Here is an 18,239-nt window from a genome sequence, read left to right on the forward strand (position 1 = left end):
ATGAATTTTGATGCATTTGAGAAAAAAGTCAAAGATCTGGGTGTGCTGGGGATCGTTGTGACGAAGGACGGCAAAGAAATCGGAAAGAAACTGTGGGATGAACAGTGCAGAAGAAATGTATATTCTGCCAGCAAAAGTTTCACTTCCACAGCTGTGGGAATTGCAGTAAAAGAAGGTCTGCTATCCCTGGATGAAAAACTGGTGGACTGTTTTGACGAAGATCTTCCGGAAAATGTCAGTGAGAACCTTGCAAAGGCTACGGTAAAAGACCTTCTGACCATGTGCCTCGGACAGGAAAAAGCGGAACTGATGGGTGCACAGCGCCCGGTTTATGAGGAAGAGGACTGGGTGAAGATGAGTCTTGCCCTCCCGTTTGTCTACGAGCCGGGAACAAAGTTTGTATACAATAACGTAGGTCCGTATCTTGCAGGTGTTCTGGTAGAACGGAGAGCCGGATGTGATCTGGTATCCTACCTGTATCCGCGACTGTTCAAACCGCTGGGCATCGCCCGTCCGACCTGGGAACTGGATCCCTATGGTCATGTCTTCGGTGCCGGCGGACTTTACCTGACAATGGATGAACTCCACAAACTGGGACTTCTCTATCTGCAGAACGGAAACTGGAACGGAAAACAGCTGGTACCGGAAAGCTGGGTAAAGGAAGCCACCAGCAAACAGGTAGAAAACGACAAAGACAGCTTCGGCTATGGCTACCTGTTCTGGGGCGGTAGGGAAAACACTTTCCGAGCCGACGGAAAATATTGCCAGTGGTCCATTATCAGTCGGGAGAAAAACGCGGTTATCACTGTTATCGCAGAATGCCGCAGAGACCAGGAACTGATGGATGCGGTGTTTACGGAGGTATTTCCGCAGGTATAAACGGATAATGAAACATATAATGATATCATATAATACAAAAGAAGCAGAAATCTATTTTCGGATTTCTGCTTCTTTTGTATGTGGGCCAGCGAAAACCTGAAATGCCTATCTGGCATTCTAAAATTATAAAACCGGCAATGATACATTTACTTTGCAGATTCACAGGTCATACTGTTCGCAAAAAACCTTCCATTACATCCATCGCCGCCCCATAAGCCGCCGCTCCGGTCTGGTAGGTGCACAGTTTTACAAAGCTGCCATCGTCTTCGAAAGTATTGCGTTCAGCAACCAGGTGGCGGATCGTATCGAGCCAGGGGGTGAGAAAGCTTCCTACATAACCGCCGAGGACGATATCGTAGTCGAGGATCATATGCAGGTTGTTGATGACGACTGCCAGATGCTCCAGATAGGTATCCCAGACGGAACGATAGTCCGGGTTGTTCTGCTGAAGTCCGAGAAAGAAATCTTCCAGCCGTCTGCCGGACAGATCCGAGAGGAGTCTGGCGGAACAGTAGGCATCGACGCAGCCGGTTTTTCCGCAGTAACACGGTTTTCCATTGGGAATCAGAGTCATGTGACCGGCTTCTCCACAGCGGAAAGCATCGCCCGGAAGCAGATTGCCATCGTGAAAGATGGCACCGCCCACGGTGTTACTCAGAGAAAGATAAAAGAAGGAGGAAGGCAGATCCGAACCGATGCCTTCCGCAAAAGCACCTGCATTTGCATCATTTAAAAAGGTACAGTGCCATGGGAAATACGATTGTATTTCCCCAAAAGGCAGATCCCGCACACCGAGGGCATGGGAATAAGTGATCATTTTCTGCACCGGATCGACGATTCCTGGAAGAGAGATGCCAAGACCGAGGATCTGTTCTCCGGAAATCTCCGTTTCCAGGAGAAAATCATCAATTTTCTGACAGACTTCGGAGAAATAGGCGGAACTTCTGGAAAAACCAAGCTGTATTCTTTCATGTTTTATAATGTCTCCGATCAGATTCAAAAGAAGGATGCCAAGATGATTTCGGGTGATATCCAGTCCGATGGAAAACCGATAATCCGAAGCGGCACACAGCGCTCTGGCTCTGCGGCCACCGGTGGACTGCATCTCACCGAGATCCCGCAGCAGCCCCGATTCGAGAAGTTCTCTGGTGGTGTTGGTCACGGTTGGGAGACTCAGGTGCAGGTCGGAGGCGATATCCGGATTGGATACTGTTCCATGGGTACAAATATAACGGAAAATCTGATTCCGGTTTTTCTTTTTCACTTCTTTATTTGTCAGTCGTTGATGCTCCATAGTCCCCTCCATTTATTCTTATATATTCCGAAAAATAGTAAGTTTCATTCGTATCAGATTAAATTATAACATGATTTTGCGAGAAATGTTAAAAATATCTGCTTATGCGATTAGTATAAATTCTGTGCATCGCAAAGCGTGTTACTGGGAACGGAGTGAACGGTAACCATTCTCATGCCGGAACACCTCACGGGATCCTATCTGCTGAAGGATTATAAAAAACCAAAAAAAATCAGGAAAATGATAGACAAGATTCTGAAATCAGGGTACAGTAGTAAGGTACAAAATTTTTAGAAAGTGAGTAACGTATGGAGAAAGGAAACAAACGAGGAAATTTTACCGGATCTATTGGATTCGTACTTGCAGCAGCAGGAAGTGCTGTCGGACTGGGAAATATCTGGAGATTTCCGTATCTGGCAGCGAAGGATGGAGGAGGAACCTTCATTCTGGTTTACATTATTCTGGCACTGACCTTTGGTTTTACGCTGTTGACCACAGATGTAGCTATCGGAAGAAAAACCGGACAGAGTCCGTTGAATGCGTACCGGATGATTCACCCCAAATGGGGCGGTCTTGGCATTCTGGCGTGTATCATTCCGGTTGTGATTCTGCCCTATTACTGTTCCATCGGTGGATGGGTACTGAAATATCTGGGAACCTTTATCACCGGACATGGGGTGGAAGCCGCACAGGACGGTTATTTTACCGGTTATATCACAAGCGTGTGGCAGCCGATCATCTGGCTGTTTATCTACCTGTTCCTGACCGCATTTGTTGTTTACAGGGGAGTAAACAAAGGAATTGAAAATTACAGTAGAATCCTGATGCCGATTCTTCTGGTAATGATCGTTGGTATATCCATCTTTTCGATGACGTTGTCTCACAGCGATGCGGACGGTGTGACAAGAACCGGTCTGCAGGGGCTGAAAGTTTATCTGGTACCAAATTTCAGTGGTATGACACTGAAAGACTTTGTGATCGTATTTGTCGATGCACTGGGACAGCTGTTCTTCTCGATCAGTGTGGCGATGGGTATTATGGTAACTTATGGATCTTACGTAAAGAAAGAGACCAATCTGATGCGGTCCATTAATCAGATTGAATGGTTTGATACCGCGGTGGCTCTGCTGGCCGGTCTGATGATCGTTCCGGCCGTGTATACGTTCATGGGAACGGAGGGAATGTCCGCCGGTCCGGGACTGATGTTTGTATCATTGCCGAAGATTTTTGAGGCGATGGGAGCAGCCGGTCCGGTCATCGGAACGATTTTCTTCCTGATGGTATCTTTTGCAGCGGTAACATCTTCCGTATCTGTCATGGAATCGATTGTATCCAACATTATTGACAGGTTCCATGTGAGCAGAAAGAAAGGAACGGTTCTGGTAACGATCTATGCATGTATTGTCGGAGTGATCGTGTGTCTGGGATACAATGTCCTGTACTTTGAACTGAAACTTCCGAATGGTGCGGTTGCACAGATTCTGGATCTGATGGATTATTTGAGCAACAACCTGCTGATGCCGACTGTTGCACTGCTCAGCTGTATCCTGATCGGCTGGGTGGTAAAACCACAGACCATTATCGATGAAGTAACGATTGGCGGCTATAAGTTCGGAAGAAAGAAACTGTATATTGTTATGGTAAAATTCATCGCGCCGGTTCTGCTGGCAGCACTGCTTCTGCAGTCACTGGGTGTGTTCAGCCTGTAGCGTAAACCTGAAAAGGATTGCTCGAAAAAGTACGGAACAATCCGACATCAAAAACATAAAAAGTTCGAATCCACGAGTTGTTATACAACAGATGGATTCGAACTTTTTATGCTTTAGAATGATATGTTATAACTTTTTCAGGTGTGGAGTTCTTTTGCAACACTTGTCCGATAAAGGGCGATAGCAAGCACAGCGGTCAGCAGATCTGAAATAGCCTGCGACAGCAAAATCCCCTGATATCCGATTGTGTGGGAAGCAATCGCAAGTACAATGGCAAAGATCACTCCCTGGCGGCTGATCGATAACAGAAACGCGTTTCTTGCCATACCTGCGGACTGGAATGTACAGGTGGTGACCAGAACAATTGCCACGAACACCATACCGAGCAGCTGCATCCGGAGCATCGGAACGCCGAGGGAGACGATTGTGTTATCTTTCATAAAGATCCGGATCATCGGGCGGGCTGCCAGAGAAAGAAGAATGGTCAGAAGAAGACCAAGACCACATTCAAACTTATAGGCGAAAGAAAGGATTTCTTCCAGCCGGCGGCGATTTTTTGCACCGTAGTTATAACCGATCAGCGGCTGTCCACCGAAGGCAAATCCGACCAGGATCAGCACGGCGATCATATTGACTTTCATAATAATGCCCATGGCTGCGACACGGTCATTTCCGTAAGGCAGAAGGGAACGGTTCATAAGTGTCATGCCGAGACTCTGCATCAGGTTGGTGATGGAAGCCGGGATACCGATGGCGAAGATCTGAATCAGTTCATCTTTGTGGATGTAGAAATTTGCAGGATTGACGGAAAGTCGTTTGCTGCGGTTCAACAAAAACCAGACAAAAAAATATCAGAACAGATATTTCCGATGACCGTAGCAATCGCCGCACCGGCAGCGCCAAATCCAAGCACGGAGATAAAGACCGGATCCAGAATGATATTAACTACAGATCCGAGAATCGTACCGACCATGGAAGCTTTGGCAAACCCTTCGGTACGAAGCAGATTTGACGGAGTCAGTGCCACAATGATAAACGGAGCACCAAGCACCAGCCAGGTATAGTATTGGGAAGCGTAGGTATAAGTATCCGCGTCAGCACCAAGAAGTCCGAGGATCGGCCGGCGAAACAGCAGCATAAGAGCAGCGATCACGATTCCGCACAGGATCGCACCATAAAAACAGAAGACGCTGAGCCGTTTTCCGTCCGCGTCTTTTTTTTCTCCGAAGAGACGGGAAATCACGGAACTTCCACCGAGTCCGAAGATATCGCCGAGGGCGATCATCAGGGTAAAAATCGGTGCGCCGAGAGAGACACCTGCCACAAGATTGGTGTTGCCGGTCCGGGCAATAAAGTAAGTATCTACCATATTATAGACCAGTGAGATTACCATACTGAACACTACAGGGAGTGCCATCGTAAAAAAGGCTTTCGGCACGGGAGCCTTTTCAAAAATTTCATTTTCCATTGGGAAACCTCCTTTAATTATAGCTGTTTACATAGAGATAAGGGTCAAAGCTGTGATTGACCCTTACTGCTATCTATTATATCGGAAAATAAATGGACAGGCAATACAGTTAAAAAGCACCAAAATTTTGCAATGATTTTTAGTGAATATAAATAAAAAGTGAGAATTATATTACTGTTCCCGGGTAATATCCCGCGAGACGTTTTGGGTGAGTGAAGGTCACAGAAAAACCCGAGAGATATCACGCAAATTTATATGATCAGCATAAATTCTGTGCATTGCGCAGCGTGTTACTGGCTGCGGAGTACCAGTAACAGAATTATCAACTAAAATAGGACAGTAGCGAAAATGATTTGGAAAATATACGGAAAAATGATAAGATATTAGATATATAAAACGATGATATGGGAGGAAAAATAATGGCAGATTTATTTCACAGAGTCAGTATTAGAAAGTATCAGGAAAAAAAGGTAGAACCGGAAAAACTGGATTATATTCTGAGGGCGTCCATGGCAGCACCATCTGCCTGTAACCAGCAGCCGTGGGAATTCTACATCGTGGAAGATCCGGAGATTTTAGAAGAACTTTCTGAGACAACGCCATACGCAAAACTCACTGCGAAAGCACCGGTGGCGATCGTTACCGCTTACCGGAAAGAATGTACCGTACCGGAGTACGCGCAGATTGACCTGAGTATCTGTATGGAAAATATGTGGCTTGCCACCGATGAAGTGGGACTTGGCGGTGTCTGGATGGGAATCGCGCCGTTAGAGGACAGGATGGAAAAAGTAGAAAAAATCATCGGTATTCCGGAAAGTCAGCGGGCCTTCGGTATCTTTGCGCTGGGATATCCGGCAGAAGAGAGAACCCAGCAGGATCGTTATGATGAAACCCGGATCCATCGTGTGACAAGAGGGTAAGACGGGAACGAAATGTACACAGATCTTACCAAAGGAAACATAGGAAAATCGCTGTTACTCTTTGCACTGCCCATGATGGCGGGAAATCTGTTGCAGCAGTTTTATAATATTGCAGATACGCTGATTGTAGGAAGGGTGCTGGGAAGTGAAGCGCTGGCGGCGGTGGGTTCCGCCTATACACTGATGACATTTCTGACCTCGATCTTTCTGGGACTCAGTATGGGAAGCGGGGCGTTATTTTCTATTTATCAGGGAAAGGGAGAAAAAGAAGGGCTGCGGGTGACGGTTCTTCATGCGGGTGTGCTGATCCTTGGAGTGACACTGCTTTTGAATGTGGCAGTCTACCTTGGAATTGACGGAATTTTAGTATTTCTGAAAGTACCGGAAGAAGTATACGCAGGAATGCGGGAGTACCTGCTGGTGATCTTTGCGGGAATCCTCGCAACATCCCTTTACAATTTCTTTTCCTGCATGCTCCGTGCCCTCGGCAATTCAACCGTGCCGCTGATATTTCTTGCCGTATCAGCGGGATTAAATATTGCGCTGGATCTCTTGTTTGTGATGGTATTTTCACTCGGAATCGCAGGTGCGGCGCTTGCGACAGTACTCGCGCAGTATGTGTCGGGAATCGGGATTACCCTGTATGCATGGAAATGCAGCAGAGAGTTTTTGCCGGGAAAGGCAGAGTTGCATTATGACAGGGGGATTTTAAAAGAAATCGCCAATCTGTCCACGCTGACCTGCCTGCAACAGTCAGTGATGAACTTCGGGATTCTGATGGTGCAGGGACTGGTCAACAGTTTCGGATCGGTCATTATGGCAGCTTTTGCGGCGGCAGTAAAGATTGATACATTTGCTTATCTGCCGGTGCAGGATTTTGGCAATGCGTACTCAACCTTTGTGGCACAAAATTACGGCGCGGGAGAGAAAGAACGGATCCGGAAAGGAACCCGGCAGGCATTTGCAATCAGCGGAGTGTTCAGTCTGATCATTTCCGCACTGGTGTATGCGGGTGCCCCGTATCTGATGCGGATCTTTATCCGGAAAAGTGAGACGGAAGTTCTGGCAGCGGGTGTACAGTATCTTCGCATCGAGGGAGCCTGCTATATCGGCATCGGATTCCTTTTTTTGCTGTATGGATATTACCGCGCGATCAAGCAGGCGGAAATGTCGCTGGTTCTGACTGTGATCTCGCTGGGATTGCGCGTATTACTGGCGTACGTATTATCGGCCTGGGTCGGTGTGATCGGGATCTGGGTGGCAATTCCGATTGGCTGGGCGCTGGCGGATCTTACCGGGCTGGTTTATATGAAGAAGAGTAAAAAATTAAGAAAAGAGTAAAACAGAAAACACCTTTACGGAAAAACAGGATCGTATATGATCCGTTGATTTCCATAAAGGTGTTTTTTATAAAAATGGGTTTATCCAGATATTATTTACGCGAGCAATGAGTCAAAGTCCGTGCTTGCACGAGAACTTGACGACTGCCGTGGATGACAGTTTGGATAATGGCTGAGCAGCCGGTTTGTATCAGGATAACAGATACTTCTGAATCACTTCGGCACACCCGTCATGGTCATTATCCTGCATCGTAATCACATCTGCCAGTGCTTTGATCCGGTCCTTCGCATTTGCCATAGCCACCGGAAGACCGGCTGCTTGTAATGCTGCGGCATCATTATCGGCATCTCCGACTACGATCGTCTGGGAAAGCGGGATGTGCAGATATTCACAAAGTCTGGAAAGTCCGATCCCTTTGTGGATCCCCTTTGCGGAGATTTCCAGGGAAGTTGTCTCAGCATCGGCAAGTTCGACATCCAGTCCCAGATCCAGGATCCGCTTTCTTTTTTACGGTATCGACAGGAAGAGTCCTGGAATAAATGGTTTCTTTTGTGGCGTGATTATATACAAGAGCACCACTTACACAGTTTACATAAGTAAGATCCGGAAGCAGTGCAAAATATTCTTCCAGTTCCGCCGGACACCGCCCGGTATTTAAAATTACAGTTTTTCCCGCGAGGGCAGCCTAGTGGATCCAGTGGATACAGGCAGGTGAGATTTCTTTTTGACTGTTTAATAAAGTGCCATCCATATCAAAGGCGATCAGCTGATAATCGGACATCGTAAAGTTCCTCCTGCGTAGGGTAATAATCGTTTCGGTACAAATTTATCATATTTGCATGGTGCAGGCAATACTTGACAGCGAAAGCAATACCGAACATAATGTAGGCATGTGAAACTGATGAAATGATAGGAAAACAACATGAGGTGACGAGATATGGTTACAATCGATCTGATTACCGGATTCTTAGGTTCGGGGAAAACAACATTTATCAAACGCTATGCAAAATACCTGATGGATCAGGGAATGAACATCGGGATTCTGGAAAATGATTTTGGCGCGGTCAATGTGGATATGTTGCTGTTACAGGAACTGATGGGGGATAAGTGTGAACTGGAGATGATCGCCGGTGGATGCGACAGGGAAACACACCGGAGGAGATTTCGCACCAAACTGATCGCGATGGGAATGTGCGGTTATGACCGGGTGCTGGTGGAACCATCAGGGGTGTATGATGTGGATGAATTCTTTGATGTGCTGCGGGATGAACCGCTGGATCGCTGGTATAAAATAGGAAATGTCATCACCGTAGTCAACGCAAAGCTGGAACCGGAGCTTTCGGAAATGTCCGAGTATCTGCTGGCTTCGGAGGCGGCGCATGCAGGAGCGGTGGTGTTAAGCCGTGCGGAAGAAGCGACGGAGGAAGAGATGCAGGCAACGATCATGCATCTGAACCGAGCACTGGAGAAGGTACACTGTGGCCGCAGACTGGATCAGGAGATTATCCGAAAAGGCAGCCTGTCGCTCATGAATGCGGATTTTGCAAAGATTCAGCAGTGCGGTTATGTGCAGGAAAATTATCAGAAAATGGATCTGACCGAGGAAAACAGTTTTGACACGGTGTATGTGATGGAACGGAAGATGACGGTGGAAGAGATTCTTGCAGGCATGAATAAAATCTTTGCCGACCCGTCCTGCGGGGAAGTCTTCCGGATCAAAGGATTTATGCAGGAAGAAAACGGCAGCTGGATTGAGGTCAATGCAACCCGCCATGAATTGCAAAAACAGCCGATCAAAGAAGGACAGGAGATTCTGATCGTGATCGGGGAAAGATTGCAGGAAGAGAAGATTCGTCAGTACTTGAATTAATTAAACAATTTGCAATATAGTATAAAAAGAAGCGAAAAAAATGCAATTACAAATGGTGCAGGCTGATATATAATATAAAAGGCTGTTGCTGAACAGACAGTATCCCTTAAAAGAGAGATACTGTCTGTCTTGAGTATATGGACAACAGGAAAATAGAAAAAGAAAAACATGGGAGGAAAAATGAAAGATAAGTATCAGAAAACCATATATGCCTGTTTTATCGGCTATGTGGTGCAGGCGGTCGTCAATAACTTTGTACCGCTGTTATTTTTAACCTTTGAAAAAACATATGGGATTCCGTTGCGTAAGATCACGATGCTGATCACGCTTAACTTCGGTATCCAGCTGATCGTGGATCTGTTATCCGCCGGATTTGTCGATAAGATCGGCTACCGGGTATCGATCGTGATCGCACATGCGGCATCCGCGTTGGGACTGCTCGGTCTGGTCGTACTGCCGAATCTTTTACCGGATGCGTATACAGGAATTTTGCTGTCCGTTATGATCTATGCGATCGGCGGCGGTTTGATCGAAGTGCTGATCAGCCCGATTATGGAGAGTTGCCCGACAGACAACAAAGAAAAAGCGATGAGCCTGTTACATTCGTTTTATTGCTGGGGACATGTGGCAGTCGTACTGATTTCCACCTGCTTCTTTAAAATTTTCGGGATTGAAAACTGGAAGATCCTTGCGTGTGTCTGGGCAATTATCCCGATCGTGAACGGACTGATTTTTGTAAAAGCACCGATTGCTCCTCTGGTAGAAGAAGGAGAAAACGGAATGACAATCCTTGATCTGTGCAAGGAAAAAATGTTCTGGATCCTGATGCTGATGATGATCTGCGCCGGAGCCAGTGAACAGGCGGTCAGCCAGTGGGCATCCACCTTTGCGGAAAAGGGTCTGGGTGTCAGCAAGGCGATCGGGGATCTGGCAGGTCCTATGGCGTTCGCCATCCTGATGGGAAGCGCCAGAGCATTTTATGGAAAATTCGGTGATAAGATCGATCTGGATAAATTCATGGTAGGCAGCGGGTTACTCTGTATCGGCTCCTACCTGCTGATTTCCCTGTCCCCGCTTCCGCAGCTGTCCCTGTTGGGATGTGCGATCTGCGGTCTGTCCGTAGGAATCATGTGGCCGGGAAGCTTCAGCAAGGCATCTGCCGTCATGCGAAACGGCGGAACCGCTATGTTTGCATTGTTAGCCCTCGGCGGTGACCTCGGCTGCTCCGGCGGTCCGACACTGGTTGGCTATGTATCCAGCATGTTCTCCGAAGATCTGAAAAAAGGAATCTTCGCAGCGATTGTATTTCCGGTGTTACTGATCGTGGGAACGGCGCTGTCCGGGAAGAAACGGGCGGTGAAATAAAAAATTTGATGAGAAAATAAGGAAGAGATACATGAAAGAATATCAAAACATCAGCCACGGCTTCGGGCCGGTGTATAACAGCGAGTCACGGATACTGATCCTGGGAAGTTTTCCTTCTGTGAAATCGAGGGAGCAGGCATTTTTTTACGGACATCCGCGGAATCGGTTCTGGAAGGTGCTGGCGGCAGTGCTGAAAGAGGAGGAGCCACAGACGGTGGAAGAGAAAAAGGCGATGCTTTTCCGGCGCGGTGTTGCCGTGTATGATGTGATCGAACAGTGCAGTATCATAGGGTCGAGTGACAGCAGTATCAAAGATGTGGTTCCGGCGGATCTGGGGAAAATCGTGGGAGAATCGCAGATTCAGAAGGTGTACACAAACGGAAAAACAGCCGGAAAGCTTTATAAAAAATATCAGGACAAAGAGATGAACCTTCCGATGGAAGAACTGCCGTCCACAAGCCCTGCCAATGCGGCGTACTCTCTGGAGAAACTGACGGAGATCTGGAGCCGTGCGATCACGGAAGTCTGAGAAAATGAATTAAAACATGTTCCGCCAATCATGCATGAGGGATTCAGGAAAATAGAAAAATTCGCATAAAAGTCTTTTCAAAAAGGCATACTATATCTGAATGCAACACAAAAAAGGAGGCAGTCAGAAATGATGGAACAGGAAGAGACGATCCGGCTGTTACAGGAGTGTGATGCCGGTGTACAGATGGGAATTACCTCGATTCAGGAGGTGCTTCCGTATGTGAAAGAAGGGAAATTCCGACAGTTGTTACTTGCATGCAGGGATAAACACGAAAAACTGCAGGAGGAAATCCAGCGGGAACTGGAAGCCAGCCGGGAAGAGGGGAAAGAGCCGAACCTGATGGCAAAGGGCATGTCCTGGATGAAGACCAAGGGAAAACTGGCGATGGATGAGTCCGACGCAACGATCGCGGATCTGATGACGGATGGGTGCAATATGGGAATCAAATCGTTGCACCGCTATCTGAACCAGTATGCAAAAGCAGAAGAAAAAGTAAAAGATATTGCAAAAAGGCTGATTAATATAGAAGAAAAACTTACGGTGGATATCCGGTCGTATCTGTAAAAAAAGACGATGTTTCATAACTTCTGAAAAGAGTATGAGACATCGTCTTTTTACTTAAGGGAAATGACATAGCTGTAAATTTAAAATATTCCGTACGGCGTATACTATAGTGTTAAAAAAATAACGAAAATGTCGGAATTGACATAAAGGTACGCACAAGTATGTCAATAGAGAAAATAGTTGGAAAATTGCTGAAATTTACACAAAAAAAACAAGGCATTTTTGACGGGATGATAAAAATCACGTCGGAAAACAATCAAACGTTGTAATCAGACCGTCAACATGGCATAATAAGAAAGGAAATGTTAAGAAAAAGAAAATAATAGGTAAAGCAAAAGTAAAAAGTAACCAAATGTAGAATGTGTCCGTCCCGGAAACAGACCGGGATGTCAGACAACAGAGGAGAAAAATATGGCAATATTTTCAATGATTTTGTCTTTGCTATGCGGAGTAGCATTATTTTTGTTTGGAATGTCTTTGATGGGCGATGGTCTGAAGATGGTAGCCGGTAACAAACTGGAAGCCTTCTTATATCGAATGACAAATACTCCGTTGAAAGGAGTAGCTCTTGGTACGGGTGTTACCAGTGTGATTCAGTCGTCATCCGCCACGACCGTCATGGTCATCGGTTTTGTAAACTCCGGTATGATGAAGCTGAAACAGGCGATCGGTATCATCATGGGTGCCAATATCGGAACCAGTATTACCGGCTGGATCCTGTGTCTTTCCTACATCGGAGGAAGTGGCGGAGGAATCGCAAGTATCTTTTCCACTGCGACCATTTCTGCCGTTGTAGCTGTAGTTGGTATCGTTTTCCGTATGTTCTGCAAACGTTCCGTACATAAGAATATCGGAAATATCATGCTTGGTTTTGCCATCCTGATGACAGGTATGCAGATGATGAGTGGAGCGGTTTCCCCGCTGCGTGAAAATCCTACCTTTATCAAGATGTTAACGATGTTTTCCAACCCGCTGGCAGGTATCCTGGTAGGTATCCTGTTCACAGCAGTTTTGCAGAGTGCGTCTGCCACCGTTGGTGTGCTGCAGGCACTTTCCGTTACCGGTCTCTTAACATTTGCAAGTGCCTTCCCTATCGTACTGGGAATCGGTGTTGGTGCAGCCTGTCCGGTTCTGATTTCTGCAATCGGCGCTAATAAAAACGGAAAAAGAACCGCACTGGTTTATCTGTTGAATGACCTGTTCGGTCTGCTCATGTGGTCGATCATCTTCTACACGGTCAACGCGTTTGTGCACTTTACCTTTATGGATATGGTGATGACGCCGGTATCTATCGCACTGTTAAATACCGTCTTCCGTGTGGCAACCGTAGTGGTACTGTTCCCGTTCATTCCGAAGATCGAGAAATTGGTATGTATCCTGGTCAAAGACAGTGCGGAAGAACTGGAAGACGAAGCAGATTTTGACCTGTTAGAGGAACGTCTGCTGAACTATCCGGCACTGGCAATCGCACAGTGTCACCGTGCGATGAACGGTATGGCGAAGAAACTTCGCAAGAATGTAAACAGAGCCATGAATCTGCTGAACGAGTATCAGCAGGACAAGTTCGATAAAGTACAGAGAAAAGAAGACCTGATCGACAAATATGAGAGCCGTCTGGGCGAGTATCTGATCCAGCTGACCAAACGTGAGATGAACACGGCACAGACCCGTCAGGTATCCCTGTATCTGCATACGATCGGTGACTTTGAGCGTATCGGTGACCACGCATCTTATATCGCACATATGTCGAACGAGATGCATGACAATCACACGGACTTTTCACCGGCAGCCTGGAATGAGTTGAATATCGTGATGGAAGCGGTACGTGAAGAGATCAACATTACCTGTAATGCTTTTCTGAATGATGATAAGGAGGCAGCGCAGCGTGTAGCCCCTCTCGGTGTTGTTATTACCCATCTGTGTGATGAACTGAAGATGCACCATGTGGAACGACTGAGCAATGGCAATTGCGGGCTGGAAGAGGGAACTGTATTTAACGATATCCTGAATAGCTTCGGACGAATTGCATCCCATTGTGCAAGTGCCATGGTAGCCCTGATGAAGAGTGGCGAACAAGACCCGGATATGCATATCCGCGACAGTAAGATCTATCCGACGGACAGTTTCGAATATTACACATACTTCAGCGAGTACAAAAAGAAATATGATATCACTGAAAAAGGTGAAGAGCACGTGCTGAGCATGGAGCCGGAAGAAATAGAATAAAAAATATAAATTCAGAAAGCTTCCCGGGATTTTCCCGGGAAGCTTTTTTACTCTACAGGAAATTGCTTTCCTGTAAAGTAAAAAACGCTCCGCGAGGATGCGCAGTGTGTTTCTCATAGTTTACATGAAATTATTTTTATGGAATCCTTTGTTGTTGTTCACTGGTGATATTCTGCAAGGCGTGTTGCTGAGAACGGAGTGAACAGTAACCAGTAACAATCTTTTTGCACAGATGAATAATATAGTAGTGCGGAAAGAAGGGTTCTGTTATAATAAAAACAGAAGAAACCGGTGATGGCATTATGGCTTGTATGTCTCGGAATTTTGACATATTCATGTCAAAACACCTCGCGGGACAGTGGCTACTGAATAGTTACTATAAATCAATACTTACAAAAGAAAGCAGACAGGAAGGGGGAAATGTATGGGTCTGGCAATTGGATTACTTTTGGGAGCAATACTTCTGTTTTGGCTGGGAACCCGGCATCGGAAAAAGGTTTATGCCGAGTATGAGGATGACAGCCAAAAGTACACAGCCACCACAACTATGACACTGATCAAACAGACGAAATCAGAAACCCAGCGCTGGGAAGACACTGGCGATGGAAACCGGGAGCTGATCACGGATATCTGTTATCTGCCGACCTATGAGTACACGGTAAACGGCGAGGTCTATTACTATACGAGCAATCATGGATCTGACACCGAGCAAAAGCCCGGTATGCAGCGTACCGGTTATTATGATCCGTCTGATCCGAAGAACATCACAGAATATCAGCCACAAAAACCGGTACTTGGGGGTGTCCTCTTTTTTATCCCGGGAGTGGTATTGCTGATTTTCGGAGTTGTTGTGCTTCGGAATTCGTTATGGTGATGATATTTACACCTTTCCGTATTTTGTGCTTGCTTATTTAAACGAAAAAAGCCCGGAGCCAAGTGCCCGGGCTTTTTGTATAATTCATTGCTTCTGCGAGAGGCTGCAGATCCATTTGCGGTTATAAACAAGATGGAGATACATGGCATCCTGTGCGCGGAGCGGATCGCGGCAGGCAATCGCATCGGCAATTTCACGGTGGCTTTCTATGGTTTCCATGCGAAGAATTCCCCCGGTTGTCTCCACAAACAGAGGAATGGAACTGTTGATCACAGGTATCAGCCTTGGTACAACAACGTTTTTGCTGCTTAAAGCGATAGCTGTGTGAAAATCAATATCTTTTTGTGTGTGATCTTCATGATTTTTTAAGAGCGTTTCTACTTCATCGCAGAGTGCAGTGATTTTTTTGATGTCTTTTTCATCTGCGCGTGTGGCAGCCATGGCAGCAATCGAAGGTTCGAGCAGAAAACGAACCTCCAGAAGATCCTGAACCAGCTTCTGTTTATTGTCAATGAAAATAAATCCAAGAGGATCTTCTACCATACCAGGAGACGCGGCGATATAGGTTCCGGATCCCTGGCGGACAGTGACAATGTTTCGGGAGGCCAGAAGCTTCATGGCTTCCCGGAGAGAACTTCTTCCCACATCCAGGCGCTGCGAGAGAATGGTTTCATTGGGGAGTTTGTCTCCCGGCTTCAAATTTTCCTCTAAAATAAGCGCGATGATGTCATCTGATATTTTTTGCGGAAGACCTTTTTCTTCCTGTGATAAAGTCATCATATGATTTGCTCCGTTTCTTAGCTGTTCCGTTATTACTTCTTATCATAATATCTTTATAGATCGAAGTCAAAGTATCAAAACATACAAAAACAAAACTGTTTTTTTAGATAAAATTCCAATATTGATTTTTAAATAAGATAATTATACGATAAATACATCGGATGAATTCGAGGCTGAACAACAAAAGATATTCGTGTAACACAAGAAAATAGCAGGAAATGCTGGTGTGTGATGTAAAAAACATCAGATGAATTAGAAGAAGACAGAAGAATGGAAGGAACAACGTTTGCGGCGGATCCAATGCGGCTGATGATTGCAACTGCCGGAAAATCAGCCGCAAAAGAAAGTGTAGAAAGATTCCGAAAGTACATAAAAGGTACAGGGAGGAAAAGATAATGCAGTTAAAAAGTCAGAAAATGAGAAAACTTGCGCCGGAGCTGGATCCGCTGCGCATCGGAACCGGATGGACGAAAGAAGATCTTGGAAAGGTTCAGGTCATAGTGGAAAGCACGTATGGTGACAGTCATCCGGGCAGCGGTCACCTGAATATCCTGGAGGAAGAGGTACGGAAAGGAATTGCAGAGGAAGGCGGATTTGGTGCACGCTATCACTGCACCGATATCTGTGACGGCGAAAGCCAGGGAACAGACGGAATCAATTACAGCCTGGCCAGCCGTGAAATGATTGCAAATATGATCGAGATTCATGCAAATGCGACTCCGTTTGATGCCGGTGTCTATCTTTCCAGCTGCGACAAAGGAGTGCCGGGAAATCTGATCGGACTTGCCAGAGTCGATATTCCGTCCGTGTTTGTTCCGGGTGGAACCATGAATGCGGGTCCGGAAATGCTGACACTGGAGCAGCTCGGAATGTACAGTGCAAAGTTTGAGCGCGGCGAGATTGATGAAGAAAAACTTGACTGGGCGAAATGCAATGCCTGCCCGAGCTGCGGTGCATGTTCTTTTATCGGAACAGCTTCTACAATGCAGATCATGGCAGAGGCGCTTGGTCTTGCACTTCCGGGAACAGCACTGATGCCGGCAACCAGCCCGGATCTCCTTGCATTTGCAAGAGAGGCTGGAAGACAGGCGGTAAGACTGGCAAAGATGGAACATATGCGTCCTTCAGATATTGTGACGATGGAAAGCTTTGAAAATGCAATTCTCGTACATGCGGCAATTTCAGGAAGCACCAACTGCCTGCTTCATCTTCCGGCAATTGCACATGAATTTGGTATTGAGATTACCGGAGATACCTTTGACAGACTGCACAGAAATGCCAGATATCTTCTGGATGTACGTCCTGCAGGACGCTGGCCGGCAGAGTGCTTCTATTATGCAGGCGGTGTACCGGCTATCATGGAAGAAATCAAGGAACACCTCCATCTGGATGTAATGACTGTTACAGGAAAGACATTAGGAGAAAATCTGGAAGAGCTGAAGCGGAACGGATTCTATGAGAAATGTGAAAAATGGCTTCAGGAATTCAACAGACGGTATCAGGTAAACCTCACAAAAGAAGATATTATCCGTCCGTATGAGAAGGCGATCGGAACCGATGGAAGTATTGCCGTTCTCCGTGGAAATCTTGCACCGGAAGGAGCCGTGATCAAGCATACGGCATGTCCGAAAGAGATGTTTAAAGCTGTGCTCCGTGCCAGACCGTTCGACAGCGAAGAAGAATGCCTGGATGCTGTCCTGAAGCATAAGGTTCAGAAGGGAGACGCCGTTTTCATCCGCTACGAGGGACCAAAAGGAAGCGGAATGCCGGAGATGTTCTATACATCAGAGGCAATCAGCAGTGATAAAGAGCTTGGAAAGAGTATTGCGCTGATTACAGACGGCCGTTTTTCCGGCGCATCCACAGGTCCGGTTATCGGTCATTGCAGTCCTGAGGCGGTTGACGGCGGTCCGATCGCACTTGTAGAAGAAGGTGATCTGATTGAAATTGATGTTATGGAAAGAAAACTGAATATCATCGGAGTTGCAGGAGAGCGTAAGTCGATGGAGGAAATTGACCAGATTCTTGCCGAAAGACGGAAAAACTGGAAACCGGTAGAAGCAAAATATAAAAAAGGTGTGTTGAGACTTTTCAGCCAGTATGCAGCAAGTCCGATGAAGGGAGCTTACCTGGAGTATTGATAACGAAACAGAGATGTCTGTACACTGTGTCTTCCGTATATCGATGTCCTGTTTGGAATCGAACCCTATCATCTCCGGGAAAACGAAAAGAATCACGAAGAGGGCGATGTAAATAAAAGTAGTGTCTTTAAGTTGAATGGAGATGCCCCTCAGGGTTTGAAGCCCTGAGGGATATTTTTAGTTTGTAAAAGTATAATAAGCGCAAAGAATGGATTATATACCGCAAACGGTATGTTTATAGAACAAATTGAACAAGGTCTATGATAGCATAGAAAT

At 46.3% G+C, this 18,239-nt stretch carries 16 protein-coding genes and 1 pseudogene; 11 read left to right on the top strand and 6 right to left on the bottom strand.

Translation table 11 applies throughout. The features are described from left to right. Window positions 1-879, top strand: coding sequence for a serine hydrolase domain-containing protein (locus ETP43_RS03490; protein ID WP_129257057.1), 879 nt, complete (start codon window positions 1-3; stop codon window positions 877-879). 166 nt (window positions 880-1,045) lie between these two features. On the opposite strand, the gene ETP43_RS03495 is transcribed toward ETP43_RS03490, so the two are convergent. Then, window positions 1,046-2,173, bottom strand: coding sequence for an ROK family transcriptional regulator (locus ETP43_RS03495; protein WP_129257058.1), 1,128 nt, complete (start codon window positions 2,171-2,173; stop codon window positions 1,046-1,048). 308 nt (window positions 2,174-2,481) lie between these two features. On the opposite strand from ETP43_RS03495, the gene ETP43_RS03500 reads away from it, so the two are divergent. Then, a complete protein-coding gene (locus ETP43_RS03500; protein ID WP_129257059.1) occupies window positions 2,482-3,882 on the top strand; it encodes a sodium-dependent transporter in 1,401 nt (466 codons plus the stop codon). Window positions 3,883-4,019: 137 nt separating this feature from the next. On the opposite strand, the gene ETP43_RS17480 is transcribed toward ETP43_RS03500, so the two are convergent. After that, window positions 4,020-4,712, bottom strand: coding sequence for an MATE family efflux transporter (locus tag ETP43_RS17480; protein ID WP_243114177.1), 693 nt, complete (start codon window positions 4,710-4,712; stop codon window positions 4,020-4,022). After that, window positions 4,709-5,350, bottom strand: a complete 642-nt coding sequence (locus ETP43_RS17485) for an MATE family efflux transporter (RefSeq protein ID WP_243114178.1) — start codon at window positions 5,348-5,350, stop codon at window positions 4,709-4,711. The genes ETP43_RS17480 and ETP43_RS17485 overlap by 4 nt, the downstream gene beginning before the upstream one ends. A gap of 419 nt (window positions 5,351-5,769) precedes the next feature. On the opposite strand from ETP43_RS17485, the gene ETP43_RS03510 reads away from it, so the two are divergent. Both ETP43_RS03510 and ETP43_RS03515 read left to right on the top strand, forming a co-directional pair. Further along, window positions 5,770-6,270, top strand: a complete 501-nt coding sequence (locus ETP43_RS03510; protein WP_118316319.1) for a nitroreductase family protein — start codon at window positions 5,770-5,772, stop codon at window positions 6,268-6,270. A 12-nt stretch (window positions 6,271-6,282) separates the two neighbouring features. Further along, entirely contained in the window at window positions 6,283-7,611 is a 1,329-nt protein-coding gene (locus tag ETP43_RS03515; RefSeq protein WP_129257060.1) for an MATE family efflux transporter, read from the top strand. Window positions 7,612-7,800: 189 nt separating this feature from the next. Here ETP43_RS03515 and ETP43_RS17490 read toward each other — a convergent pair whose 3' ends face one another. Together ETP43_RS17490 and ETP43_RS17495 are read right to left on the bottom strand one after the other, a co-directional pair. Further along, complete coding sequence (locus tag ETP43_RS17490; RefSeq protein WP_330546562.1) at window positions 7,801-8,106, bottom strand: HAD hydrolase family protein; 306 nt, start codon at window positions 8,104-8,106, stop codon at window positions 7,801-7,803. Then, a pseudogene (locus tag ETP43_RS17495) lies at window positions 8,066-8,392 on the bottom strand (HAD family hydrolase). The gene ETP43_RS17490 and the pseudogene ETP43_RS17495 overlap by 41 nt, the downstream one beginning before the upstream one ends. Before the next feature lie 156 nt (window positions 8,393-8,548). Here ETP43_RS17495 and ETP43_RS03525 point away from each other — a divergent pair. The 6 genes from ETP43_RS03525 to ETP43_RS03550 all read left to right on the top strand — a co-directional run bounded on the left by ETP43_RS03525 (window position 8,549) and on the right by ETP43_RS03550 (window position 15,042). After that, window positions 8,549-9,481, top strand: coding sequence for a GTP-binding protein (locus ETP43_RS03525; protein WP_129257061.1), 933 nt, complete (start codon window positions 8,549-8,551; stop codon window positions 9,479-9,481). Window positions 9,482-9,661: 180 nt separating this feature from the next. Beyond that, entirely contained in the window at window positions 9,662-10,846 is a 1,185-nt protein-coding gene (locus tag ETP43_RS03530; RefSeq protein ID WP_129259428.1) for an MFS transporter, read from the top strand. Between the two features lie 31 nt (window positions 10,847-10,877). Then, window positions 10,878-11,375, top strand: a complete 498-nt coding sequence (locus tag ETP43_RS03535; protein WP_022398906.1) for a DNA-deoxyinosine glycosylase — start codon at window positions 10,878-10,880, stop codon at window positions 11,373-11,375. A 132-nt stretch (window positions 11,376-11,507) separates the two neighbouring features. Further along, complete coding sequence (locus tag ETP43_RS03540) at window positions 11,508-11,942, top strand: hypothetical protein (RefSeq protein WP_129259430.1); 435 nt, start codon at window positions 11,508-11,510, stop codon at window positions 11,940-11,942. A gap of 411 nt (window positions 11,943-12,353) precedes the next feature. After that, the gene (locus tag ETP43_RS03545) at window positions 12,354-14,168 is read left to right on the top strand and encodes a Na/Pi cotransporter family protein (RefSeq protein ID WP_022398904.1); all 1,815 of its coding nucleotides are present in this window, start codon (window positions 12,354-12,356) and stop codon (window positions 14,166-14,168) included. A 424-nt stretch (window positions 14,169-14,592) separates the two neighbouring features. Then, a complete protein-coding gene (locus ETP43_RS03550) occupies window positions 14,593-15,042 on the top strand; it encodes a DUF3592 domain-containing protein (protein ID WP_129257062.1) in 450 nt (149 codons plus the stop codon). Between the two features lie 84 nt (window positions 15,043-15,126). Here ETP43_RS03550 and ETP43_RS03555 read toward each other — a convergent pair whose 3' ends face one another. Then, on the bottom strand, window positions 15,127-15,819 hold the full coding sequence (locus tag ETP43_RS03555) for a FadR/GntR family transcriptional regulator (RefSeq protein ID WP_129259432.1): 693 nt from the start codon (window positions 15,817-15,819) through the stop codon (window positions 15,127-15,129). A 398-nt stretch (window positions 15,820-16,217) separates the two neighbouring features. Between ETP43_RS03555 and ilvD the strand changes: the two genes are divergently transcribed. Continuing rightward, entirely contained in the window at window positions 16,218-17,963 is a 1,746-nt protein-coding gene (ilvD, locus tag ETP43_RS03560; protein ID WP_129257063.1) for a dihydroxy-acid dehydratase, read from the top strand. Window positions 17,964-18,239: the final 276 nt, after the last annotated feature.

The sequence above is a fragment of the Blautia faecicola genome (assembly GCF_004123145.1).
Classification (GTDB): Bacteria; Bacillota; Clostridia; order Lachnospirales; family Lachnospiraceae; genus Oliverpabstia; species Oliverpabstia faecicola.